Genomic DNA, 24,528 nt, shown 5'->3' with positions numbered 1-24,528 from the left:
TGAAAGTTTGCGGGAGATGGGGGATCGGCGCCGGGACTGCAAACAGCAAAAGGCCCGGCCATTACGGCATCGGGCAATTGCTTTCCATCGGCTGTATGTTGTTATTTGATCAGTTACTCAACCTGAAATTTACAGGGATGGAATATAACACCGAAACGTTACGCCCGTTCTGCCGGCCGGGCTTCCATTTTGGCATTGCTTTTATTACACGGGTGGCTTCCTGTTCCAGTCCGCCGCCTTTGGGTGTGCTCAGCACCTTTACATCTTTTATGTTGCCTTCATAGTCCACTACAAACTGTACTACTACCAGCCCCTCAATACCATTTTCAGCAGCAATATGCGGATAGCGGATGCTGTTGTTCAGGTACCTGGCAAGCCCGTCTTCACCACCGGGGAAGGATGGCATTATTTCAACGATGACCCATTTTTTGTCAGGATCGTCGCGCTCTTTGGGCGTAATGAGCGGGCCGCCTGATCCTAAGTCAGGAAGCAGATCTGCATCAATACCCGTTTCATCACCAGCGGTGGTGGTCACTCCCACTGATTTGTTTTCAAATTCACTCATTCGTGGCGGAACATCTTCCGGCCTTACATCTTCATCCCTCGCAATAACAGGAGGCAGATATTTTGCAGAAGGCCTTGCAGGAGGCGGGGTACTGGATGAAAGGACCGGCGGCGGGGGAGGCGTGGGCTTTGCCTCAAGTGGTTGGAGCGTTTGAAAAACAACGGGAGCGGCTGGTTTTCGTATAACCGCTTCCGGTACATCCAGGCGGTTACTCAAAGCATATCCGCCAATGATCGCCAATGTAACAGAAGCCGTGCCTATAATGGCATTGCGCACCCGCCTGTCGTATTTGCGGCGTAAGTCGTAAGCGCCGTAATCTTTGTTCCTTCCATTGAACAGAATATCAAGGAAGTCATTCCCGGAGATAGTAGCTGTGTTCATGGTATAAGCTTTACAACTAGATGCAGGAAGAAAATAAATTCCACACACGGAAAAATAAAAACTGAAAAGCCGCTGCAACGCAGCGGCCTTTCAGCAGGTTTCCAATATATGAGGGGCTTTACAATTATTAATTATTAACTAATGGCTGATTACTTTAAAAATACCACCCCAGATTGATATCCGGGCCGGGATCACCTATCTTGCTAAAGGAAGTATTATATCTATATGCAATTTTCAGATCGAAGAGAAAGGTTTGCTGAAGAAGATGCCACGGGGCGCGGGAGGCACATTACATAAAATTTACCACCAATAAATTCGCAATATGCCAATCCCGCAAGCCTTACCGGGCATTTATTTACAGCTTACAGCAAACAACGCTTAGCAACAACAGCAGCCGGAACAGGTGCCGTTAACAGTATGGTAATAAGTAGTAGTGATAACCACCTCACCCCTTAGAATAGCACGTTTAGATACATGGGCAAACTGTTGCATAACAGCAATAATTTTTCTTGGTTAATTTTTGACCGGCTGACAGTAGCTGCTGGTGAAACATATACTGCCGGAGCATTGAGCCTTATGCTCCATGGGTGGTGGTAAATTGTTTGTATTCCCTATAGAATTGGTAGACAAATATACATTGCTTATTCAGATTTCCAAAGAAGTACACAGAAATTTTTTTTGTGGTTCACCACCGGTCACGTAAATAATGGCAGGCTCCCGAATATTTTCTACATTAGTTCCTGTATGAAACGAATGCTATTTTTGCTGACAGGCATTATCTCCGTAACGGAAATCACTGCGCAAACCGCAGATACCACCCATCAGTTGCACGAGGTAGTAGTAGAGGCCTACCTCAGCAAACAAACGCTTTTACAGGTCCCTACCTCTACCAGCGTCATCACCGCCAAACAATTACAGCTGCAACCAGGCATTACCCTGGTACCCGCCATGAACACGGTGCCGGGCGTACGAATGGAAGAACGCTCACCGGGCAGCTACCGCCTTTCAGTCAGGGGCAGCCTGCTGCGCTCTCCCTTCGGTATCCGCAACGTAAAAATATATGTGGATGAAATGCCCTTCACCGATGCTGGTGGCAATACCTACCTCAACCTCGCTGATCCCGGCGCCATACAAAGCGCAGAGATCCTCAAAGGGCCCGATGGCAGCCTGTTTGGCGCCAACTCAGGCGGCGTTATTCTATTACATCCGCTGGGACTGCACACAACAGACAGTACCAGGCTGCAGGCAACTGTGCAAGGCGGCGCTTACGGACTATTCCATGAAAAAGCGGGCTGGCAGCAACAGTTTGGGCCCTACCAGCTAAGCCTGTACCAGGCTTACCAACGCTCAGATGGGTACCGCACCAATAGTGCCTTAAAAAGATACTATGTGCAGACAGCCCAACAATGGCAGTACAATGCACATAACCGCTTAAAGCTGCTTGCCTTTTACAGCGATCTTGCTTACCGCACTCCCGGCGGACTCACCGAAGCCCAGGCCCTGGCCAATCCACGGGCGGCCCGCCCGGCTACCCCTACCCTCCCCGGCGCCGTAACACAACAGGCGGCAGTGTATAACCGCACGTTCCAGGGAGGACTGGTACATGAATCCAACATTACATCGCACTGGCGGCATGTGGTTACCGTCTTCGCTGCCAACACCCATTTTGAAAATCCTTTCATTACCAATTACGAAGCGCGTGATGAGAACACCGCCGGACTTCGCACCTATATCTCCCTGCACGACCAGGCCATCGGGAACACCGGCCTGCGCCTTAACTGGAACACCGGGCTGGAATGGCAGCGCACCGGTACCGACATTATTAATTACGGCAATCGCGCCGGTAAACGTGATACCGTACAGGCAGCTGATAAGCTCACCGCACAACAGCATTTCTACTTCACCAGCCTCAGTGTAAGACTGCACGAAAGATGGATATGGGAAGCTGCCGCCAGCCTGAATTATTTCCACTATACATTTAATGAAGCAGGCAAGGCAGACAGCACGCGTAAATTCAGCGCACAGCTGATGCCGCGCTTTTCTCTGTCTTACCTCATCACCAGCGATCTGGCGGCGCGTGTTACCTTCAGCCGCGGATACTCTCCTCCTGCCATTGCAGAAGTACGCGCCTCTGATAATATTATCAACACCAGCCTGCAGGCAGAGAACGGGTGGAACCATGAGGCGGGGCTGCGCTTCAACGGGCGCCGCAACCGCTACTGGATAGATGCAGCGGTTTACTACTATCGCCTGCAAAACGCTATTGTAAGGAACCTGCATGATGATGGCACTGAATTTTTCAGGAACGCCGGCGGCACCAACCAGACAGGCGTAGAGGTGCAGGGTATGTTGTGGATCTTATCTCCGCGCAGGAAGGGTATTATACAGGGAATACAATGGCAGGCAGGATATACGTACAGCCATTTCCGTTTCAGTGATTATGTGAGCGCAGGCCAGGATTACTCTAACAATAAACTGACAGGCGTGCCCAAACAGGTGATCATTAACAGCCTGCTGCTACAGCTGCCCGCGGGTATATACGTGTTTGGCCAGCATAATTTTACAGACCGCCTCCCTTTGAACGATGCCAATACCGCTTTCGCCCGTTCCTATCACCTGGTACAATGTAAAGCCGGCTGGCAGCTCCCGCTGAACAGCAAATACCGCATGGCTGTTTTTGCCGGGGCAGATAACCTGCTGAACCAGTCCTACAGCCTCGGCAACGATCTCAATGCGGTGGGCAACCGCTACTACAACCCGGCTCCAGGTAGAAATTATTTCGGAGGAGTAACGTTAATGCTGTAGCGGCTGGCTGCTGGCTGTTAGCTATTAACAATCAACAATAGCAATCGTTAAAAGCCAGCAGCCAACAGCTATATCAATCTGCATCCATCTTCAATACTGGTAACATAGGCCTTTAGTGGCACATTGAACTGCTGCTGGTAACCGTAAGCGGCTTTCTCAATAAAATTATTCACGGCATCCTTTTGTACTACGTTAATGGTGCAGCCGCCAAAACCGCCGCCCATCATACGTGCGCCCAACACGCCGGATGCGCCGGATGCCATTTCTGCCAACCAGTTCAGTTCCTTACAGCTCACATCATACAGTTTGTCCAGTCCCTCATGGGTGGCAAACATGCGCTGTCCGAAAGCTGCCAGGTCATCGCGCAACAGATCCTTACAGGCATCCTGCAAACGTGCAATCTCTTCCACAACGTAGCGGCAACGGTTATACGTAACATCATGCTCCGGTTTAACATAAGCGTCCAGCATATCCATACTTACCTGGCGCAGGCTGCTTACTTCCGGGTGATGCTGGCGAACCAGCGCCACGCCGCGTTCGCACTCCGCCCGCCGTGTATTGTATTCAGATGACGCCAGGGAATGTTTTACCTGTGTATCCAGCAGCACCAGGCTGATATCGTCAAAACGGAAGGGAATATATTCATGCTCCAGTGAACTGCAATCCAGTTTTATCAGGTGCTGCCGCTTTCCGAAGATGCTCGCAAACTGGTCCATAATACCGCAGCGAACACCTACAAAATTGTTCTCAGCGGCCTGCGCAATACGCGCCATATCCATCATGGCGATGTTCAGCTCAAACAGGTTATTCAGGGCAAATAACACCGCACACTCCAGTGCCGCGGAAGATGAAAGGCCGGCTCCCTGCGGGATATTACCGCCAAATGCGCATTCAAAGCCGCCTATCTGGTAGCCTCTTTGTATCAGTTGCTGCACTACCCCCAACAGGTAATCAGGCCAGTGCCTGGGAGAGGGCTGCAGGTTATCCAGGCTGCCGCTGTAATGATCGTCCAGGTCCAGTGCATGGAACTGCAGCTGGCGGTCTGCCCGTTTGGTAATGCCCAGGTAAATGGCCTTGTCTATAGCCGCCGGCAGTACAAATCCGTTGTTGTAATCCGTATGCTCCCCTATCAGGTTAATGCGGCCGGCGGCACGCACTAGTAAAGGTTCCGTGCTGAAATTTTCCTTGCAGAAGGCCTGTAGGGCGGCTGCCGGGTCGGCTTGCTGCCGGAAGCTGGTATGCGTTTGTTGCAGTTCCATGTGGAATTTCTTTGTAATTTCTTCGTAATCGATTACGTCAATGTATTAAAGGGTTTGCGTTATTTATCCTGAACATTAAAAGTAATCGTTTACTTTCTAATATCCAAATGGTATTGGCATCCGGCATACTTGCTCTGCTCTCAACCTTCAGCGTTCTGTCTTCTCTGGCTGGACTGTCTGAAAACGGGCACCGGTTCGAGTATGATCCGGGACTTGGTATGGCTTTTTACCTCCCCTCCTCCTTCTTCTATCATTTCCAGGAGCAGTTTAAAGGCTTCCTTGCCCATTTGAACGGTTTGCTGGTCAATACTGCTCAGGCTGGGGCTAATGTGTTCCCCAAAGCCTTCATTGGCAAAACCAACTACACCAAAGCTGGCGGGTATGGCAATGTGGCGGTCTTTCAGTTCTTTGAGCGCCCCCAGCGCCGAGAAATCTTCCACCGCAAAGGCGGCGTCCGGAGGCTGCGGCAGTTGCAGGAAATGCCGGATGGCCTGGCGGCCCGCCTCTATGGATACATCCCCGTAGTAGATCAGGGATTCATCCAGGGGGATATGATTGGCTGCCAGGGCGGCTTTATAGCCCTCCAGGCGGTCGCGGAATATCTTTAAATGCTGCTGCCCGGCTATGTGGGCAATACGCCGGTAGCCCTGCCGTAGTAAATGATCGGTGGCATACATGGCGCCCTTGTAGTCATCTACCACTACCGAGGGAATATTCAGGCTGTCAGTAGCACGATCAAAGAACACCAAAGGCAAACCTCTTTCCCGGATCTCCAGGTAGTGACTGAAATCAGTGGTCTCCTTGGCAATAGAGGCCAAAATGCCGTCTACCCGGGTGCCGAGGAAAGTGGCAATCCCTTTCCGCTCAAATTCCGTCTGTTCGTTAGACTGGTAGATCAGCACATTGTACCCGTGCTTATTGGCCATGTTCTCTATGCCATGCACAACAGAGCCGAAGAAATTGATCTCCGCACTGGGTATGATTACCCCAATGATATTGGTACGGCCCGACCGCAACGAATAAGCGATCCGGTCGCGGTGATAGTTCATACGCTCCGCCGTATCCTGCACCAGCTTCCGGGTACTGTCGCTGGTACCTTTGCGGTTGTTCAATGCCCTGGACACTGTGGCACCCGTAAGATTCAGCTCCCTGGCTATATCGGCTATCGTTACTTTCCGGCTCACTTTATTCATTTGCTGCTAATGTAGGAAAAACAGCGTTTTTTACGTATTATTCGAAATTAATTCCTTCACGTATGTCGACAGCACCACAACGCTTTTTACCCCTGGATGTGTTCAGGGGCATGACCGTATGCTTCATGATCATCGTAAATACACCGGGCACAGGCGTGGCTTTCGGGCCGCTGAACCATGCTCACTGGCACGGCTGTACGCCCACAGACCTGGTGTTCCCCTCATTTCTTTTTGCTGTTGGCAATGCCATGAGTTTCAGCATGCGCAAATATGACCAGTTGGGCAGCGGAGCGGTGCTTTCCAAGATCTTCCGCCGTACTTTCCTGATCTTCCTGCTGGGATTCCTCATGTACTGGCTGCCCTTTGTCCGGCACACTGCTGCCGGCGGCTATGAGTTCATCCCACTGGGAGATACCCGTATACTGGGCGTGCTGCAACGCATTGCGCTCTGCTATGGACTGGCTTCGCTGATGATCTACTTCCTGCCTAAAAAAGGCGTATGGGCGGTATCCGCTATCCTGTTACTGGCTTACTGGGCCATACTCGGGGCCTTCGGCGATGCCGGGGATCCGTATAGCCTTCACGGTAATGCCGTACTGAAATTTGACCGTATCATACTGGGCGATAGCCACCTGTACAAGGGAGAAGGCTTTCCCTTTGACCCGGAAGGGCTGTTAAGCACCCTGCCCGCTATTGTGAATGTTGTTGCAGGCTATTACACCGGCCTTTTTGTTCAACAGCAGGGCAAAACACAGCAGGGCCTTAACCGCCTGATCCTCGCAGGCGCGGTACTGATCATCGCCGCACAGCTGTGGAACCTGGCCCTGCCTATCAACAAAAAAATATGGACCAGCTCTTATGTGCTCTACACTGTAGGCATCGATCTGCTGCTGCTCTCCCTCCTGATCTTTATCATCGACTTCAAACACCTTACCGGCTGGACCGGCTTCTTTACCGTATTTGGTAAGAATCCGCTGTTCCTCTATCTGCTGTCTGAAGTACTCGTTATCTTCCTGTACTTCTTCCAGACCAGCTCCGGTAAATCCGTATACGTATGGATCAACGACACCCTCTTCCAACCCACCGCCCCCGGCAAAGTAGGCTCCCTGCTCTTCGCCGTTGTCTATATGCTTCTCTGCTGGAGCGTTGGCTGGGTGCTTGACAGAAGGCGCATTTACGTGCGCGTCTGAGTGACAATTAAGAATTAAGAATTAACAATTACACGGGTAGTGTTTAAATGGGAAAGATAGGTTTTGATGAGGTGAAACGATCGGTTAGTTCACAATTATGAATTAGTAGTGAATAAGCCGGGTAGATCTCACCAGGCTAAAGACTAATCATCCCCACCTGGACGCTGCCCCGGTAATTTTTAATTATTAATTATTAATTATTAATTGATAAGTCATTAATATTGTGGGCATTATTAATTAAATTGCGGAAACCATGGAACTTTCATTAAAAGGGAAGACTGCCCTTATTTGCGGTAGTTCCCAGGGAATAGGGTTGGCTATTGCCAAAGAACTGGCGGAGGCGGGTGCTGAATGCATCCTGATGGCCAAAACAGAGGCCCGCCTGCAGAAGGCAAAGGAAGCGCTGGCTACCGGCCCTCAGCAACAGCATCATTATGTAGTGGCAGACTTTCGCGATCCTTCCTGGGTAGAGCAGGTGATCAATTCTCTTACTGAAAGCCGGACTATTCACATACTGGTGAACAATACCGGCGGACCCGCACCCGGCCCCATCCTCGATGCAAAAGCACATTCTTTTTCTGAAGCTTTCAACCAGCACCTGGTGTGCAACCACCTGTTGTCGCAGGCTGTTATCCCGGGGATGACCGCCGCGGGTTATGGACGTATCATCAATGTCATTTCCACCTCTGTAAAGGCCCCTATTAAAAACCTGGGCGTTTCCAATACCACCCGGTGGGCCGTGGCAGCCTGGGCAAAAACACTGGCCGGAGAACTCGCACCTTACGGTATCACGGTGAACAATATACTGCCCGGCTCCGTTGCTACCTCACGCCTCAAATCTGTTATCAGCGCCACTGCGGAAGCCCGCAATATCCCCGCATCAGCAGTAGAACAGGAAATGCTGGCCGAAATACCCATGAAACGTTTCGGACAGCCACAGGAAGTGGCCGCACTGGCAGCATTCCTGGCCTCACCCGCCGCCAGCTATATTACCGGCGCCAATATCACCGTAGACGGTGGTAAAACACCCGTAGGCTGATCTTCATTAAGGCATCAATATTGCATACAACAATAAAAACGAACTATGACCGTCCCGAATATCAAATGGGGCCTTAGCCTGTGCAGCCTGTTGTTAGTGGCTGCCTGCAGACAATCACCATCGCCCGCTGAAACATCCGGCCAGGCAGACAGGGATTCCGTTGCAGGCGCCAGGGCCATTACCGCAGCACCAGACCTGGGCCCTCCACCGGCCGTACCGGATACCCAGTTCGTGATCGTGGATTCCATGGTGAACATCAGGATGAATAACGAAACCGTACCCCGTCGCCCGGGTGCTTTAGACAGCACACTCGCCAGCTCCTGGATGCAGTTCTATCATAACGGGAAGAAACTGCCCTCCTTCCTGCGATTTAAATACCAGGGCACGGTGATGATGGGCGCCCGTGGCAATATCATGGACCAGGTAGTACACGTGCAGGACTCCATGAGGAATCACATTGCACGGGATAAGTACCAGCAAAACTTTAAACAGCTGGACGCCGGCAAACAAAAGGAACTGGCAAAGGACTTTCCCATCCTCTTCCAGACAAAACTTTAATAAATAAAAAAAGCCGCGGATGATCATCTGCGGCTTTTTTATTTATTACTATCTTCCTGCTTACTCCTGGTCAAACCACAAGCGGGTGGTCAGCAGATCAGGCCCCTGGTTGTCCACTGCCTTGCGGTAGTTAACCCTGTTCACCGCCTGCTCTGTAGAAGGGTAGGTGAAACGCAGCGGCATCAAACCATTCAAAGCGCCCGTATAAGCGGGCGTTAAACGGGGATAATCCAGCCGGCGCCATTCTGCAAAGGCTTCCAGGCTGTTGCCAAAGAGGGCCAGCCATTTCTGATCGCCGATAGACTGTTTGTAGTTAGCCGCGTTATAGGCCACACTTCCCTGCGCCAGGTAAGTGCTGATATCTGCGTCGCTCACACCATATTGCTTTAAGGAAGCGCTGATCGCCTGCGTGTAGTAGTCGGCCGCTACACCGTTGAGTAATCCTCTCTGCGCAGCTTCTGCCTTGATGAACAGCAGCTCTGCATAGGTAAACAATACAGCCGGTGCAGTAGTAGCGGTAAACACGGTACCTGCGTCGGAAGTTTTGTCAAAACCGAGCCTGGCGGCAGAATCTACAGACAATCCATTGGTCACCCCAACAATCTGGTGTACACTGGTATCTTTAGGATTAGCGGCATAGATGGTGAGCCGCGGATCGTTCAGGGCCTTCAGCTTATCAACGATGGCTTTACTGATACGGTAATCATTACGGGTTTCGCGGTTACGCCCTACCGGGTTCTGGTTGGGAGATGCCAGGTAGTTCAGCTGCACATTCTCTGCGTTAGATGCTATCAGCTGTGCATCATCTGCACCTATTTCGTCAAATACTGCCTTAGCATCAGCTGGCAGCTTGTCTGCAATACGAAGGGCAATACGCAGGCGCAGTGAGTTGGCAAATTTCTTCCAGCGCTGCATGTTACCATTAAACAGCAGGTCGCCCTGGATGGGGTTACCCGCTACATCTATCTGTGCTACGGCAGCTTTCAGCTCAGCCAGTATACCGGTGTAGATGTCTTTCTGTTCATCATACTCCGGCGTAAGGTATTGCTGTATATTGGCTGCCTGCCTGTAAGGCGCGTTACCAAAAAGATCTGTCACCACCTGGAACAGCCAGGAGCGCATGATCACAGACACTGCTTTATAGTTAGGATTATGCAGGGTATCGCCCAGCTGACCCAGGGTAGTAAAATCCTGTATGCCCTGTGCATAGAAGTTACTCCACACCGTCTGGATATTGGCGGCAGAAGGAATGTACCTGTCCGGATCTGTGTACTGTATCTTGGCCCAGTACTGAATGTACAGCAGGGTGCCTTCCATGGTAGCTTCCGGCCCCCAGTAGGTGTCCACGCTGGATTTAATGCCGTTGCTGAGCAGGTAATCCGGCTGCGGATCCGTTACCTCGTTCGGGTTGGTATTGATCTCCTCCAGCTGCTTCTTGCAGGATGCCAGTAAAACAAGTACCGGCAGCGCCCACAGTAAGGTATATACGATCTTAAACTTTTTCATGTTTTTTCAGTTTCGCGTTCACAATTAGAATGATGCCCTGAGGTTGATACCAAAGCTGCGGGCAGTAGGTATCTGGAGAGTTTCCAGCCCCTGGCCGTTGCCTGTATTGAAAGCCGTTTCCGGATCAATATTGGGCACCTTTTTATCAATGTACCACAGGTTGCGGCCCGTAAGCGTTATGTTCAGGTTCTGGAAGCCCCAGTGGCGGATCAGTTCATTGGGGAAGGTGTATCCTATCCTTACTTCGCGCAGCTTGATGAAAGAGGCATCATACACGCTGCTTTCATTCAGGCTGCTGTTGTATACTGCTTTGTAGTAGTTCTGCGCAGGAAGTATACGTGTATTCTTTTTACCGTCTGCCGTTACACCGTCAAAGATGATCCCGTCATGGTAGACGGTCTCGCCTCCCGGGGTACCTGCATTGTGCGCTGGCAGTTGTACCGGCGCCTGTTTCCTGTCGTTACCGGGATAGTAATACGCCAGGCCTCCGTGCTCTTCATCGCGGCCGGGCAGGCTGGCGGCCAGTACGCCGGTATAGATACCGGTGTAGTTGGTGCCTGACCACAGCTGGCCACCCTGCTTGGTATCAATCAGGAAGCTTACGCTGAAACCTTTAAAGGAAAGAGTATTGTTAATGCTGCCGATCCATTTGGGGGTATAATAACCCAGGATCTTTTTATCAGGATCAATGGCCGGTGTACCATCGGCATTCACCACTATCTCTCCGGCCTCATTCCGCTGGAAAGCCTTGCCATACAGGGCGCCGTAACGTTGCCCCTTACTCGCCAACACCTGCATGTTGCCGCTGCTGCCCAGCACATAATCATTCAGGAAACCGTCTTTATCCAGCTCAACTACCTTACTGATGTTGCGGGAGTAGTTGATGTTCACGTCCCAGCGGAAACCGGAGGCGGTGCTCACCGGGCTTCCGCCCAGGGTCACTTCCACGCCGTGGTTGTTGATCTTACCTGCGTTCAGCAGTTTTTTCGTATAGCCGGTAGTGGGACTCACATCGGCCAGTAATATCTGGTTTTTACTGCTGGAGCTGTAGTAGGTTACATCCAGCCGTGCGCGGTCTTTGAACAGGCCTACTTCCGTTCCTACCTCTGTAGCGGTAGTGATCTCCGGTTTCAGGTCTTTGTTCAGGAATTTGTCTGATACCGTCAGCAAAGGTTTGTCCCCAAAAGGCTGGTTGAAGGGATAGGTGTTGATGATCTGGTAGGGATCTGCATCTTTACCTACCTGCGCCCATCCGCCGCGTATCTTCCACAGGCTCAGCACATCGCTCTGCAGGTGCAGCGCTTCGCTGAGTACCAGGCTGGCGTTCACGGAAGGATAGAAATAAGAGTTGTTATTTGCAGGCAGTGTAGACGACCAGTCGTTACGCGCCGTGAAGTTCAGGAAGGCGTAATCGCGGAAACCCAGCTGCGCGGAAGAGAACAGGCTGTATACCCTGAGCCGGGAGAAATAGCTGGTAGAGATCAGCGGATCACGGGAGTTGTTGAGGGTATATACCCCCTTTACCGCCAGTTTGGGCGCCTGCTGATAGTTGTTCTCATACTGGTTGGTACGCACGTTGCCGCCTACCAGTACATCCAGGCTGAAATCCTGGTTCAGGCGTTTGTTGGCATTCAGGGTAAACTCCGCATTGGTTTCTGTTACACCGTAGTTGTCTTCGGTATAAGAGCCAAAGGGCGTACCATTGGTGCCGTAAGCTACTTTATATTTACGGCGGTCGTTATAGTAGTCGGTACCTACACGAAGGTTAGCCGTGAGCCAGTCCAGCACCTGGTAAGACAGGCGGGCGTTTCCAAAGAAACGGTTACGCTGCTGGGCTACGGTGTTCTCATACTGTATCCAGTAGGGGTTGCTGTAGTAGCTGTGGTTCCAGTTATAATCATTGCCCTCTGCGTCTTTATAGTTGCGCAGCAGGCGGGTATCTACCTGGCGGCCAAACCAGATGAACTGCAGGGTAACACTGTTGCCGCGGCGGCCATCCACACCGGGCAGGTTATCGGCCCCGCCTCTTACATAAGTACCATAGGTGCTCAATGTAAGTTTGGGCGTAATACGATAGGTGCTGTTAATGGTGAAGGTGTTGCGGGTAATGCCGGTGTTGGGCAGCAGGCCGGTTTGCCTGGTATTATTGTAAGAGAAACGGTAATCCAGCTTTTCATTGCTACCGGAAAGAGACAGGCCATTGTTGAGCGTATAGCCGGTTTCGTAGAAGTCGCGCACATTATCCGGGTGGGCTACCCAGGGCGCCGGCTGACCATTGGAGAAGAACTGGCGGATAGGGCGGCCATCCATTTTCGGGCCCCAGCTTTCATCCACACCATCGTTCAGGCCACCGCCTTTACCGTCCACATAGTCAAACTGTCCGCCGGAACCTTGTCCGTATACATCCTGGTACTCCGGCAGTACCAGCAGCTTTTGCAAACTGGCGCTGGAATTAACCGTGATGCCCAGTCCTTTCGTACCGCGGCCTGTTTTGGTTTTCAGCACCAGCACCCCGTTGGCAGCGCGGGAACCATAGAGAGCGGCCGCATTGGGGCCTTTCAGCACGCTGAGCGATTCAATATCATCCGGGTTCAGGTCTGAAATGGCGTTTGGAAAGTCGCGTGCATTGGCTACGCCTATACCCAGCTGGCTGTTATCCACCGGTATACCATCCAGCACGAACAGCGGCTGGTTGTTACCCGCTATGGAGGTTTCGCCCCTGATCACGATACGGGAAGAGCCCATATCACCCTGGCTGTTGGTGATGTTCACACCGGCAATTTTACCGGAGAGCGCGTTCACCAGGTTGGTTTCCCGGGCTTCGGTAATGTCCCTTGACTTTAATTCCTGTACGGAATAACCGAGGGATCTTTTTTCCCTGGAAATGCCCAGCGCCGTTACCACTACTTCCTTCAGGCTGCTTTCGGTGCTTTCCAGCGCAATGTTGATGGAGCGGGTGGCGCCAACGGCAATGTCTACTCCTTTATATCCGATGTAGGAAAAATGCAGTGTATCTCCCTCTGCTGCGCTGATGGCGTATTTACCATCGGCATCTGTCTGGGTGCCCCTGTTGGTGCCTTTCACCGTAACAACGGCGCCGGGCACGCGCTGGGCGTCTGCCTTAAAAGTAACCACCCCCGTGATCTTCGTATCCTGGGCATAGCCTGGTTGCAGCCAAAGCTGCAGCGCCAGCAGGAATACGGTTGCGTGTAAAAATCTCATGATCTTACCTGGTTTTAGATTTTTTTGACAAAAGAAGGTCAGCTGCGGTATGGATCACCGCAAAATGAGGCGCTTGCCGCCAATAAATTGATAGCTTAAAAAAAAGTACGGATGCTGTTAACATATGCCCTGACGGGGCATACACATTACGTCTTTACGTGAAAGAAAATACCTGTTATTATGGCCGGTGCTACAGTAACGCGATGCATTATGCAAGGTGTTGACATAGCCTGTATCTGTTTTCATCTTTACAGCATGGATTAAGATTCCGCGGCAAAAGTATAAATTTTAACATTATTCTACAAATTATATGGACTAAATAGGTTAGCGATCTCTTCATGATAAGTTCAACTTCATCCCGCTTTCATGCCTGCCGGGGGTATAGCTAATTGACTATCAACGCATTCTTTAGTAACTCCTACCCTCTTTCCACCTGCCATCCGTACCACATCTTCGTGGATTCCTCGTGAACTTCTCAACCCAACCGGGCTGAAACACTGTACAGTCTTATGTTTGACAGTAGATATCTCCTTATTGAGTCCTTATTGAGTCCTTACTCATCCCTTATTCATTCCTTGTTTATTCCTTTCTTATTAGAAAGGAAATATCCAGGAGAGTGATAGGTATATGAAAGATCTGTCCATGGTATTGCCGGAAATTACCTTTTCAGATCAAACGCAGTACCGGTAAGGCATAACGCAGATCGCCCCCGGTGATGACCAAGTCATTACCCGGGGGCGGTATTCCTGCCAATAATAAATTATGGGGACTACAGGCTTTGTTCCATCACGCTGTAGAGGATCTTTTTGGCGCCTTCATTCAGTTCGGTACCGGTGGCAGAGTCTGCCGGGATGAAATGCCGCTTGAAGGCGGCAATGGCGGCGCTGCTGTCTTTCACGTTGTAGCCGATGATGCGCAGGGCCTGAAGATAATTGAAATTTTCGGGAACGGTTACCAGGGAGGTATCCCCATACCAGAGGCCAAAGCCTTTTTCGGCCAGCTGCTGCCAGGGAAACCAGGCGCTGGGGTCTACCTTACGGCCGGGGGCAATATCCCCGTGGCCTATAAAGTTAGGGGTGGGAATGTTATAGCGGTGCTTCAGGGTATCCAGTAGGATGAGCAGGCTGCGTACCTGCAGGGAATCAAATGGTTCTGTGCCGTTATTATCCAGCTCTATACCGATGGAAGAGGAATTGATATCGGTAAGATTACCCCAGCGGGCCACCCCGCCATGCCAGGCGCGCAGGTAGTCGTTCAGCATCTGGTGCACCACCCCGTCGCGGCAGATCACGTAGTGGGCGCTTACCTGGGTGCGGGTAACGGTGAAGGTTTGCAGGGTCTGATCACAGCTGTTCTGCGCCGTGTGATGGATCACCACCAGGTTGGGTTTGCGCATGTTGAAATTAGTGGTGCCGGCCCACCACGTAATATCCTTCACGGAGTCTATATGTACCGGGGTTAGCGGCATACGCAGCGTAGACGCATAGCCTTTGGCCTGCTGCTTATACACCTTATTGGTGCTTTTATATGGCGAATAGGAGCAGCAATACAGCGTGATGATCATCGCCACCGCCACCATCGGCGCAAGAACTTTATTCATTTTCAAATGATTAGGTCGATTAATGGGAACCAACTTTATGCCAAAAACTATCTTACCGGTAATGCCTGCCCAAAGTGTCCTTCTGGTGTTTCCACAGCTCCTGGAATACCGGGCTGTTATTACGCAGGTGCTCAAAAGTGCCTTCGTCTACAATATGGCCCTGCCGCAGTATATATACGTAGTCAAACTGTCCGAGGAGGTGCAGGCGGTGCATAGACGAGATCAGGGCCTTGTCTGCAAAGGCTTTGAACAGCTTATCGTAGATCATGGCTTCTGTTTTGGGGTCTACGCTGCTGGTGGGCTCATCCAGCAGTACCAGGTCGCTTTCGCGGGCGGCGAGGATACCCCGGGCCAGGGCCAGGCGCTGTTTTTGTCCGCCGGAAAGGTTCACCCCTTTCTCCCGGATGTCTGATGCCAGTCCCTGGGGCAGCTGTTGGATCACTTCTGTAAAATGGGCGCTTTCGCATACGCTCATAATGTCTTCCTCGCTGAAGGGCAGTCCCAGGGTAACGTTATAGGCAATGGTATTTTCGAATATCTCCGGTTCCTGGGGGAACAGCGTAACCGTTTCGTTGATGGTAGACAGTTGGTACTTCTTGCCGTCTACGTACAGTTCCATACCCGGCTCGGGGTTATAGAGGCCTCTCAGCAGGGAAAGCAGGGTACTTTTTCCGCTGCCGCTTTCTCCGATGAGCGCAATCCTTTTACCGCGGCCTATTTCGATATTCAGGCGGTGCAGGCTCTGAGGGGCGTGATCGGCATCATAGGCGTCGCGGTGGGAGAAGCTGAGGCCTTTAATGCTGATGGTACGCCAGTCTGCCGGCAGATCGGTAGGCGCATCCGCGCGGTGCTGCTGCTTAAAGGCTTCGGCGATGCCTGCGGCTGTTTGTACGGAAGTATTATGCTGGATGATCTCTGTATACTGCCAGGCGAAATTATAAAATACGCTGGTGAACTGGTTCACATATCCCACCAGGGTAACCAGTCCGGCTACCTGGAATACCTGTCCGGGCGTCCAGTTCTGCAGCACATAGCCTACCGCCAGTACGCAGTAGATAAGGGTGACCAGCATATCTGCCACAAACCATTTCCATTCGTTAATGCGCACATTCCTGCGGAAGGGCGGCAGTATCTGCATCACCTTGCCCATCAGGCCTGTTTCCATGCTCTTTTCCAGGCGCAGGGTGATTACCGTCATGATATTGGAAAGACTGTCAAACAGGGTGGAGGATACTACGTGTTCGCGTTCATTCACCTCGTCCAGGGTTTTGATGAAGGGTTTGTCAAATTTGAAGATCACCCAGATGGTGAGGGCGCCCAGCGCCACGCCAATCATGCCGAAAAGCGGCGAAAAATAGACCATGGCGATGATGGAGAAGATCAGCTTATTGACAGACTGCAGGTACATAAAGCCCTGGTCAAAAAAGAGTTTCAGCGCTTCGTAGGCCTTGCGGATACGGTTGATGGTTGCCCCGCTGTGGTGGTCCTGCTGCCATTTCACGGGCAGGTGTAATGCCTGGTGGTAACGTTCCTGCAGAAAGTTGCGGCTCAGGTTAAAGGCCAGCTCTCTTTCCATTACGCGGGCAGGGCCGTGGAGCGCCCACTCCAGTATTTTCAGGCAGAAATAACAGGCGCCGTATATCAGGGCATAGCGGAGTACTTCACCTGTATCCTGCTGCACCTTCCCTACAAACCACCCGAACAATACGGGATACACGGCGGCAAGTATGGCAGCGCAAAAGAACAGGGAGTACACCAGCACATATTTTTTCCTTTCATGCCGGGCATAATGCCAGGCCGTGCGCAGGAGAGAAATGTAAGGGTTGGCCGACATGGGGAGTGTTTAAAAGTTTGAGGTTTGAAGTCTGAAGTTTGAAGTTGGTTAAAAGTCAGATGTTTAAGATAGTGTAGCACACCCATGTAAACTTCTAACCTGCAACGAACTTCAAACTTCAGACTTCAAACCTCAAACTACAAATTTTATCTATTTCTTCTCGTCACGTGAGAAGGAGTAGGGTGCAGCATCAGCAGCAGTTCCCCTTGTTTTGGAAGGTGTAGCGCTCATGTCAAAACTGATGGTGCCGCCCTGCTGCAGCTGTTTGTGATCAAACCAGTTTTTGGTATATACCTGGCCGTTTACTTTGATGGCCTGTACGTAACGGTTGTCAGCATTATTGGCAGGTGCTGCGATCACCAGCTTTTTGCCGTCTTCCATGGTAACGGTGGCTTTTTTGAACAGCGGCGCACCGATCACGTATTGCTGGGTACCGGGACAAACCGGGTAAAAGCCCAGCGCGGTGAATACGTACCAGGCAGAGGTCTGGCCGTTATCTTCATCACCACAGTAGCCATCGGGAGCGGGGGTGTACAGCCTGTTCATCACTTCGCGCAGCCAGTACTGGGCTTTCCAGGGCTGACCCGCATAGTTGTACAGGTAGATCATGTGCTGGATGGGCTGGTTGCCGTGCGCATACTGCCCCATGTTCATGATCTGCATTTCGCGGATCTCGTGGATGGTCTGGCCATAGTAGCTGTCGTCATACACGGGCGCCATATGGAATACGGAGTCCAGCATTTTGGCGAAGATGTCTTTACCACCCATGAGGTCTGCCAGGCCCTGTACGTCGTGGAATACAGACCAGCTGTAATGCCAGCTGTTACCTTCGGTGAACGCATCTCCCCATTTAAAGGGATTGAAGGGCGCCTGGAAACGGCCGTCTTTGTTCTTTCCGCGCATCAGCTTAGTTTCCGGATCAAACACATTGCGGTAATTCTGGCTGCGTTTGGCAAAACGGGCAATTTCATCTGCCGGGCGTTTCAGCGCTTTGGCCAGCTGGTAAATGGTGAAATCATCATATGCATATTCCAGGGTACGGGCGGTGTTTTCGTTGATGTCTACATCATAGGGCACATATCCCAGCTCGTTGTAGTATTTAGCGCCTTTACGGCCAACGGAGGTCAGCGGGCCTTCGTTCTCTGAGTTCTTGAGCAGCGCTTCGTAAGCGGTGTTCACATCGAAATTGCGGATACCTTTCAGGTAAGCGTCGGCGATGATGGAAGCAGAGTTGGAGCCGATCATACAGTCGCGGTGCCCCGGACTAGCCCACTCGGGCAGCCAGCCGCTTTCTTTATAGGCGTTCACCAGTCCTTCCATGATATGCCCGTCCATAGTGGGATAGAGCAGGGTAAAGAAGGGGAAGGCAGAACGGAAAGTATCCCAGAAGCCATTGTCGGTGAACATGTAGCCCGGCAATACCTGCCCGTTATAGGGGCTGTAGTGCATTACCTGGCCTTTGGCGTCAATCTCGTAGAACTTGCGGGGGAAGAGCATGGCCCTGTACAAACAGGAATAGAAAGTACGGGTCTGATCTACCGTACCGCCTTCTACGTTTATACGGCCCAGTTCTTTGTTCCAGGCGGCTTTGGCCTTTTGCTGAACCTCGGCAAAGGAGCTGTTGCCGATTTCCTGCTGCAGGTTCAGCTCTGCCTGTTCGGGGCTGATGAAGGAGGAGGCTACCTTTACGTTCACCTGCTCGCCCCTTTTGGTGGCAAAGCCGATCACGGCGCCTACATGGTCATCTTTTGCCTCCAGGCGGCCGGGGGCCAGTGCTTTGTTGGCGAAGGTGGCCTGGTAAGTAAACGGCTTATCAAATACCAGTACGAAATAGTTTTTAAAGTTGGCTGGTACACCGCCGCTGTTCTTGGTGGTATAGCCGATGATTTTGCCTTCCTGCGGCAGTACTTTCACATAGGAGCCTTTGTTGAGGGCATCTACCACCACAAAAGCGCTGTCTGTAGCGGGGAAGGTAAAACGCAGGCGGGCCGCTCTTTCTGTGGGCGTGATCTCTGTAGTAACATCATGATCTGCCAGGTAAACGCTGTAATAGTAAGGCTTTGCCACTTCAGATTTGTGAGAGAACCAGCTGGCCCGCTCATCTTCATCAAAACGCACCTTACCGGTTACCGGCATTACGGCAAACTGGCCGTAATCATTGATCCAGGGGCTGGGTTGGTGGGTTTGTTTAAAGCCCCTCAGCTTTTCTGAATGATAGGTGTACGCCCAGCCATCTCCCATTTTGCCGGTTTGCGGCATCCAGAAGTTCATGCCCCAGGGGCAGGCGATGGCGGGATAGGTGTTACCATTGGACAGGCTGAATTTTGAGTCTGTTCCCATCAGGGGATTCACCCAATCTGCCGGATCTGTGACCTTGTCCACTGTTTGCGCCTGTGCCAGGCCTGATGCCAGCACCAGTGCAGTTGCAATTATTTTCCTCATAGTACGATAACGTGATTTTAATCCCGATAAGGGTGTAAAAATAATCGTTCAAGGGAATGTTGCCCCATATTTTTATAAGCGGCAGGTCGGTTTAACTGTTTTACATTTAAATATTTTTTGCTATATTTGGTTTATAACCCCGTAATCACTATTACCATGAACACGAATACCCCGAAGGTCCTCCTCCTCATCATCATCGGTGTGCTGGTTGTTAACCTGGCTTTCAACCTTTTTGGCTCCGGTAAAACCTTGCGGGAGGCGGTTAAGAACCTCGAAAATGCGCGTAAGGGTATTGACACCGCCCTGCTGCAACTGGGCAATGCCCAAACACGGCTGGACTCTATCCAGGCCAATCTTGACCGTCAGCGGGAAGTGATAAAAGGCATTTATGTGCGCACGGAGCTGATGGACCTGGAGAAAAAGGTAAAAGACGCCAGGAACAAGGCGCAGGCAGACAGTATCAAAGAAAGGATCGCCAACCTGAAGGATTTTCAGCCCGCTGACTCTACCATCATTCCAATTGTCAATCTTTAAACGCTTCCTATGCTACAACATCTTAAATTATACGGCCTGCTGCTGTTGGCCATCATCCCTGCACTCCGTGCGCAGTCGCAGGGCAGGTTAAAAACATTTGAGCAATGCGCCGTAAAAAGTGGTTTCCGGTTAACGATGGGAGACACCATCCTGGTGAACTGTGACAGCGCCATGCTGATGAACAGCCTCACCTTCCAGATGTATGAAACCGCCTACCAGGCCTATCGTAAACAGAACCCGCGCACGGCGGAGATCATCAAATTATATGAAGCGCTGGTGATCCGCCAGGACAGCACCATCCTGGAAAACCAGCGGGATTATAATGCCCTGAAACTGAAATTTGATACGCTGTTCAATGCCTCACTCTCGCAGATCAACCAGACCAGCAAAGATGTGGGCGCGGTAAAGCAGGACCTCAGCAACGTAAATACCACCCTGAATAATACACAGGTGCTTATTACCGACGCGATTGACAAAGTGAACACCGCCAGGAGAAAAAGTTTCCTGGACAAGTTGTACTGGGGTGTTGGGGGCTTAGGCATAGGAGTGGCGGTTACGGCCATATTGATGGGCATCAATTAATGTTTGAACGTTTCAGGCAACTGACCAGGATCAGCTTCCGTATTGAAAAGAAAGTCGTAAATTATGGCGGGGTGGATGATGCTTTCAGCGGGCGTTTTACACTTTCCGTCGACTTGTTCGCAGAAATGCACCTTTTTTCCGTTTATATATAGAGCCGCAACATTACTATTGCAGGATCATCATCTTTCAGAAAGCCAACGAACATCCTGAATAACAGCAAAATGGCATGTGCAATGAAAAAATATCGACTATCGCCCGGAGTACCTATGCTAATGGTGAGCCTGCTATGCAGTATTATTTTCTTCTCCTGCAGGAAGGACAGCACCGCACCAAAAAATGACGACAATAATAATACCGGGGGCGGCACTGCCTCCTCCACCACAGACGAAGACTCGCTCAAATACCTGATGTACCGCATTATGCAGGTAACCTATGCAGATGGCGGACGCAACGCCAGCAACGGGCTGCCTACTTATTACTGGTACAACCAGGTGCCCGGCCTGGATCCTTTCAGCACCAATTACAGCACGGCAGAGCAGCTGCTCTCTACCATGATCAGCTACCCGCAGGTGAACGGCCAGAAAATAGACCGATACAGCTTCCTGGACCGCACCGGCTCCCTGGCCAACAAGCTGCAGAACGGCGTGATCGAAAAAACGCAGGCCGAAAGCGGCAGTTTCGGGATGGAAGTGACCTTTGCGCTGGATAACAATAATAAAAGCCACCTGCTGGTGCTGTATGCCGATAAGAACTCGCCCGCAGGCTTACAGGGCGTACAGCGGGGCTGGGAGATCACTGCCATCAACGGGGACAATAACCTGTCTTACGACGGCAGTAACGGCGCCAATACCACCAAAGTGAGCAACGCCGTGTACAACTCGTCTTCCTCCACCTTTACCTTTAAAACACCTGCCAACACTACGCCTACCATCACGCTCAATACCGCGTCCTACAATGTGAACCCGGTATTGTATGATACCATTTACACGGTAAACGGTAAGCAGGTGGGATACTTTGTATTCTACACCTTCTCCAGCGTAACCAGCAGCACCGGCGGCGCCACCGCCACCAAACAGGTGCTGGACCAGGTGTTCAGCAAATTCAGGGCTGCGGGCATCCGCGAGCTGATCGTAGACCTGCGCTATAATACCGGCGGCGCTGTATCCACCTCGCAATACCTGGCGAATGCCATTGCGCCCGCCAGCGCGCAGAGCAAGGTAATGTACTATTACACCTACAACGATAAACTGACCCAGCACCTGGCTGCTACGGGGCTGCCTGCTGCCATCAATTTTGGCAGTACCGGGGGGCTTAACCTGGATCATGTATTCTTTATCACCGGTGCGCAGACAGCTTCAGCCAGCGAGCTGACGCTCAATAACCTGAAGCCCTATATGAATGTGAAGCTGGTGGGCGACACTACCTACGGCAAACCGGTTGGTTTCTTCAGCTATACCATCTCTGATCACGATGCTGCAGGAAATGAAAAATACCTGGCAGATCTCTTTGCCATCAACTTCGAAACAAAGAACGCGCAACAGTCAGGCGGCTATTACAGCGGCATCAAACCCGATCAGGCCGCAACCGACTATGTGAATGTTCCCTGGGGCAACAGTGAAGACGACAACCTGAGCAAAATATTCAGCTATATCAGAACGGGCAATTTCCGCCAGGCCAGTACGGAACGTATAGTAGCAGATCCGAATGCCCGTATCAACATCAAGCGGTCTGTCATCTCCGGACAGTTCAACGGCATGGTGGATTTTGACATCAAAAACAACAGATGACCGGTAAATAGTAAAATTCCAAATTCCAAATCCAAAATTCCAGGTTCCAACATTTGAATTCCAGTTCAGACTTTAGGTTTTCAGACACCAAAAGACTTTGCCAGGAAGGAGCTGTTTGAATCCGGGTTTTGGAATTTGGAATTTGGTATTTGAAATTTTGTCCCCGATTTTTACTGCATGAATCTTTATCAGAGAAGCATTTGCCTGGTGATGCTCCTGAGCTGCATGCTCACCTGCGTACAGGCGCAAACCGGTTTCCGGGTAGTGCCCCTGGGCGTAAAGGGCGGGATGGATGAGCGCAATCTGTCTGCCTACATGGTGGCCCCCCAAGGCAGTAGTGACTACATCTGCCTGGATGCGGGCACGCTGTACGCCGGTATCCGGCAGGCCATTCATACAGGCAGTTTTAATGTTCCGGAAGCCACGGTGCTGCGGCAATATATTAAAGGCTATTTTATATCGCACCCCCACCTGGACCACCTGGCGGGGATGATCATCAACTCGCCGGAAGACAGTGCCAAGGATATTTACGGGCTGCCGCACTGCCTGGATATCATCAAAGAAAAATACTTCAGCTGGAAAAGCTGGGCCAATTTTGCCGATGAGGGAGAAGCGCCTTTGCTGAAAAAATATCATTACCATCCACTTACGCCGGGCGCGCCTGCTGCCATTGCCCAAACAGATATGAGCGTGCAAGCTTTCCCGTTAAGCCATTCAGCGCCTTACCAGAGCACTGCGTTTTTAGTGCGGTACCAGGACGCTTACCTGTTGTACCTGGGAGATACGGGAGCCGATACCATAGAACACTCCGACAAACTGCGGCAGTTATGGCAGACGGTAGCGCCATTGGTAAGATCGCGTCAGCTGAAAGCTATTTTTATAGAAGTGTCCTTCCCGGATGAACAGCCACAGCAGCAGCTGTTCGGTCACCTCACCCCTGCCCTGCTGATGCAGGAAATGCAAACCCTGGGATCTTTCAGTGGTACGGCGGCATTAAAGGGATTGCCGGTGGTGATCACACATATCAAACCCGCCGGCGATAATGAAGCCGCTATACGCCGTCAGCTGACGCAGCAGAACAATCTGCAGCTGAAACTGATCATACCCGAACAGGGAAAGGCGCTCCGCTTTTAACGATGTTCCTGGTAACGGTTAGGCGCCAGGGCCTGGCGTAATTGTTCCATTTCATTCATTGAAAGCGAAGGTGACTTTACGGCATCCACCGCATCTGCCAACTGCTTTGACGTACGGATACCCACTACTGCAGAAGTGGTGGCGGGATGCTGCAATACAAAGCGCAATGCTGTTTGGGCGGGGCCGCGTTGGGCATTGCTCAGGGCCTTCACTGCAGCGGCGGCCTGCTGCACCTGTTCAGCGCTGTAGTTCAGGAAAGGCGCTGCGGGCTTATCCACCAGCAGGCCTTTGGCTACGCTGCCGCGGGCCAGCACGCAGATATGATGCTGTTGCAGGAGTTCCAGGCATTCTTCTTCGGGGCGGCGATCCAGCAGGCTGTACTGCATCATCACACTCACTATACGGGAGCGTTTCACATACTCGCGGATCACATTTGGGCGGATAGACGAGATGCCGTAGCAGCGGATCTTGCCCTGCTGTTGCAGCAGCTCAAACGCTTCAATGGTTTCGTCTATCGGGTCTTGCAGCGTACCGCCGTGCAGCTGGTACAGATCGATATAATCCGTCTGCAGGCGCTGCAGGCTGCCTTCTACCGCCGAGAGGATGTATTCCTTGCGGGGATTCCAATCCCAGCCGCTGCCATCGGCACGCCACTGGTTGCCTACCTTGGTGGCGATGATCACGTCTTTACGTTTGCCCTTCAGCGCTTTGCCTACCGACTGTTCGTTGCGGCCCTGGTCGTAAAGATCTGCCGTATCAAAATAATTGATACCTGCATCTATGGCCTTTTCGATCAGTGCTGCATTTTCTGCATCACTGCCCTGTAATGACATGGTACCAAAACTTACCTCGCTGATATTTAAACCGGAAGTACCTAAAGCATTATAGTTCATAACA

Annotated in this window: 17 protein-coding genes; 8 read left to right on the top strand and 9 right to left on the bottom strand. The window is 51.5% G+C overall.

Annotation, left to right across the window (positions count from 1 at the left end; translation table 11 throughout):
* Window positions 1–109: 109 nt before the first annotated feature.
* A complete protein-coding gene (locus Q0577_RS26080) occupies window positions 110–946 on the bottom strand; it encodes an energy transducer TonB (RefSeq protein ID WP_298741618.1) in 837 nt (278 codons plus the stop codon).
* 744 nt (window positions 947–1,690) lie between these two features.
* Here Q0577_RS26080 and Q0577_RS26075 point away from each other — a divergent pair.
* Window positions 1,691–3,751, top strand: a complete 2,061-nt coding sequence (locus Q0577_RS26075; RefSeq protein ID WP_298741616.1) for a TonB-dependent receptor — start codon at window positions 1,691–1,693, stop codon at window positions 3,749–3,751.
* A gap of 68 nt (window positions 3,752–3,819) precedes the next feature.
* On the opposite strand, the gene galK is transcribed toward Q0577_RS26075, so the two are convergent.
* Both galK and Q0577_RS26065 read right to left on the bottom strand, forming a co-directional pair.
* Window positions 3,820–5,010 (bottom strand): galactokinase, encoded by a 1,191-nt coding sequence (gene galK, locus Q0577_RS26070; protein WP_298741614.1) that lies wholly within the window; start codon window positions 5,008–5,010, stop codon window positions 3,820–3,822.
* Between the two features lie 140 nt (window positions 5,011–5,150).
* Window positions 5,151–6,203: a LacI family DNA-binding transcriptional regulator gene (locus tag Q0577_RS26065; protein WP_298741612.1), complete on the bottom strand. Its 1,053-nt coding sequence runs from the start codon at window positions 6,201–6,203 to the stop codon at window positions 5,151–5,153.
* A gap of 62 nt (window positions 6,204–6,265) precedes the next feature.
* Between Q0577_RS26065 and Q0577_RS26060 the strand changes: the two genes are divergently transcribed.
* The 3 genes from Q0577_RS26060 (at window position 6,266) to Q0577_RS26050 (ending at window position 8,990) form a co-directional block, all read left to right on the top strand.
* Window positions 6,266–7,393, top strand: coding sequence for a DUF5009 domain-containing protein (locus tag Q0577_RS26060; protein ID WP_298741610.1), 1,128 nt, complete (start codon window positions 6,266–6,268; stop codon window positions 7,391–7,393).
* Between the two features lie 253 nt (window positions 7,394–7,646).
* Window positions 7,647–8,432 (top strand): SDR family oxidoreductase, encoded by a 786-nt coding sequence (locus Q0577_RS26055; protein WP_298741608.1) that lies wholly within the window; start codon window positions 7,647–7,649, stop codon window positions 8,430–8,432.
* A gap of 45 nt (window positions 8,433–8,477) precedes the next feature.
* On the top strand, window positions 8,478–8,990 hold the full coding sequence (locus tag Q0577_RS26050) for a hypothetical protein (RefSeq protein ID WP_298741606.1): 513 nt from the start codon (window positions 8,478–8,480) through the stop codon (window positions 8,988–8,990).
* A 60-nt stretch (window positions 8,991–9,050) separates the two neighbouring features.
* Here Q0577_RS26050 and Q0577_RS26045 read toward each other — a convergent pair whose 3' ends face one another.
* The 5 genes from Q0577_RS26045 to Q0577_RS26025 all read right to left on the bottom strand — a co-directional run bounded on the left by Q0577_RS26045 (window position 9,051) and on the right by Q0577_RS26025 (window position 19,594).
* Window positions 9,051–10,496: a SusD/RagB family nutrient-binding outer membrane lipoprotein gene (locus Q0577_RS26045; RefSeq protein ID WP_298741604.1), complete on the bottom strand. Its 1,446-nt coding sequence runs from the start codon at window positions 10,494–10,496 to the stop codon at window positions 9,051–9,053.
* 24 nt (window positions 10,497–10,520) lie between these two features.
* On the bottom strand, window positions 10,521–13,718 hold the full coding sequence (locus Q0577_RS26040; RefSeq protein ID WP_298741602.1) for a SusC/RagA family TonB-linked outer membrane protein: 3,198 nt from the start codon (window positions 13,716–13,718) through the stop codon (window positions 10,521–10,523).
* A 769-nt stretch (window positions 13,719–14,487) separates the two neighbouring features.
* Window positions 14,488–15,318, bottom strand: coding sequence for an N-acetylmuramoyl-L-alanine amidase (locus tag Q0577_RS26035; RefSeq protein WP_298741600.1), 831 nt, complete (start codon window positions 15,316–15,318; stop codon window positions 14,488–14,490).
* A gap of 52 nt (window positions 15,319–15,370) precedes the next feature.
* Window positions 15,371–17,152 carry an ABC transporter ATP-binding protein gene (locus tag Q0577_RS26030; protein ID WP_298741599.1) on the bottom strand — a complete coding sequence of 594 codons (1,782 nt, stop codon included), beginning with the start codon at window positions 17,150–17,152 and terminating at the stop codon, window positions 15,371–15,373.
* A gap of 150 nt (window positions 17,153–17,302) precedes the next feature.
* The gene (locus Q0577_RS26025) at window positions 17,303–19,594 is read right to left on the bottom strand and encodes a GH92 family glycosyl hydrolase (RefSeq protein WP_298741596.1); all 2,292 of its coding nucleotides are present in this window, start codon (window positions 19,592–19,594) and stop codon (window positions 17,303–17,305) included.
* Window positions 19,595–19,750: 156 nt separating this feature from the next.
* Between Q0577_RS26025 and Q0577_RS26020 the strand changes: the two genes are divergently transcribed.
* From Q0577_RS26020 to Q0577_RS26005, 4 genes are all read left to right on the top strand, one after another.
* Window positions 19,751–20,128: a hypothetical protein gene (locus Q0577_RS26020; protein WP_298741594.1), complete on the top strand. Its 378-nt coding sequence runs from the start codon at window positions 19,751–19,753 to the stop codon at window positions 20,126–20,128.
* Window positions 20,129–20,137: 9 nt separating this feature from the next.
* Window positions 20,138–20,710 carry a hypothetical protein gene (locus tag Q0577_RS26015; protein WP_298741592.1) on the top strand — a complete coding sequence of 191 codons (573 nt, stop codon included), beginning with the start codon at window positions 20,138–20,140 and terminating at the stop codon, window positions 20,708–20,710.
* Between the two features lie 233 nt (window positions 20,711–20,943).
* Window positions 20,944–22,497 (top strand): S41 family peptidase, encoded by a 1,554-nt coding sequence (locus Q0577_RS26010; protein ID WP_298741590.1) that lies wholly within the window; start codon window positions 20,944–20,946, stop codon window positions 22,495–22,497.
* Window positions 22,498–22,674: 177 nt separating this feature from the next.
* On the top strand, window positions 22,675–23,631 hold the full coding sequence (locus Q0577_RS26005; RefSeq protein ID WP_298741588.1) for a 3',5'-cyclic-nucleotide phosphodiesterase: 957 nt from the start codon (window positions 22,675–22,677) through the stop codon (window positions 23,629–23,631).
* Here the strand turns inward: Q0577_RS26005 and Q0577_RS26000 are convergent.
* Window positions 23,628–24,524 carry an aldo/keto reductase gene (locus Q0577_RS26000; protein WP_298741586.1) on the bottom strand — a complete coding sequence of 299 codons (897 nt, stop codon included), beginning with the start codon at window positions 24,522–24,524 and terminating at the stop codon, window positions 23,628–23,630. The two genes, Q0577_RS26005 and Q0577_RS26000, sit on opposite strands and share 4 nt — an antisense overlap.
* Between the last annotated feature and the right edge of the window lie 4 nt (window positions 24,525–24,528).

The sequence above is a fragment of the uncultured Chitinophaga sp. genome, from assembly GCF_937898475.1.
Classification (GTDB): Bacteria; Bacteroidota; Bacteroidia; order Chitinophagales; family Chitinophagaceae; genus Chitinophaga.
Note: the sequence above shows the minus strand (reverse complement) of the source record. Positions and strands in the feature narration are given on the sequence as shown.

Excerpts from the sequence above, each read along its gene's own strand:
- Q0577_RS26080 (WP_298741618.1), bottom strand. The coding sequence starts at position 946 with ATGAACACAGCTACTATCTCCGGGAATGACTTCCTTGATATTCTGTTC.
- Q0577_RS26075 (WP_298741616.1), top strand. The coding sequence starts at position 1,691 with ATGAAACGAATGCTATTTTTGCTGACAGGCATTATCTCCGTAACGGAA.
- galK (WP_298741614.1), bottom strand. The coding sequence starts at position 5,010 with ATGGAACTGCAACAAACGCATACCAGCTTCCGGCAGCAAGCCGACCCG.
- Q0577_RS26065 (WP_298741612.1), bottom strand. The coding sequence starts at position 6,203 with ATGAATAAAGTGAGCCGGAAAGTAACGATAGCCGATATAGCCAGGGAG.
- Q0577_RS26060 (WP_298741610.1), top strand. The coding sequence starts at position 6,266 with ATGTCGACAGCACCACAACGCTTTTTACCCCTGGATGTGTTCAGGGGC.
- Q0577_RS26055 (WP_298741608.1), top strand. The coding sequence starts at position 7,647 with ATGGAACTTTCATTAAAAGGGAAGACTGCCCTTATTTGCGGTAGTTCC.
- Q0577_RS26050 (WP_298741606.1), top strand. The coding sequence starts at position 8,478 with ATGACCGTCCCGAATATCAAATGGGGCCTTAGCCTGTGCAGCCTGTTG.
- Q0577_RS26045 (WP_298741604.1), bottom strand. The coding sequence starts at position 10,496 with ATGAAAAAGTTTAAGATCGTATATACCTTACTGTGGGCGCTGCCGGTA.
- Q0577_RS26040 (WP_298741602.1), bottom strand. The coding sequence starts at position 13,718 with ATGAGATTTTTACACGCAACCGTATTCCTGCTGGCGCTGCAGCTTTGG.
- Q0577_RS26035 (WP_298741600.1), bottom strand. The coding sequence starts at position 15,318 with ATGAATAAAGTTCTTGCGCCGATGGTGGCGGTGGCGATGATCATCACG.
- Q0577_RS26030 (WP_298741599.1), bottom strand. The coding sequence starts at position 17,152 with ATGTCGGCCAACCCTTACATTTCTCTCCTGCGCACGGCCTGGCATTAT.
- Q0577_RS26025 (WP_298741596.1), bottom strand. The coding sequence starts at position 19,594 with ATGAGGAAAATAATTGCAACTGCACTGGTGCTGGCATCAGGCCTGGCA.
- Q0577_RS26020 (WP_298741594.1), top strand. The coding sequence starts at position 19,751 with ATGAACACGAATACCCCGAAGGTCCTCCTCCTCATCATCATCGGTGTG.
- Q0577_RS26015 (WP_298741592.1), top strand. The coding sequence starts at position 20,138 with ATGCTACAACATCTTAAATTATACGGCCTGCTGCTGTTGGCCATCATC.
- Q0577_RS26010 (WP_298741590.1), top strand. The coding sequence starts at position 20,944 with ATGAAAAAATATCGACTATCGCCCGGAGTACCTATGCTAATGGTGAGC.
- Q0577_RS26005 (WP_298741588.1), top strand. The coding sequence starts at position 22,675 with ATGAATCTTTATCAGAGAAGCATTTGCCTGGTGATGCTCCTGAGCTGC.
- Q0577_RS26000 (WP_298741586.1), bottom strand. The coding sequence starts at position 24,524 with ATGAACTATAATGCTTTAGGTACTTCCGGTTTAAATATCAGCGAGGTA.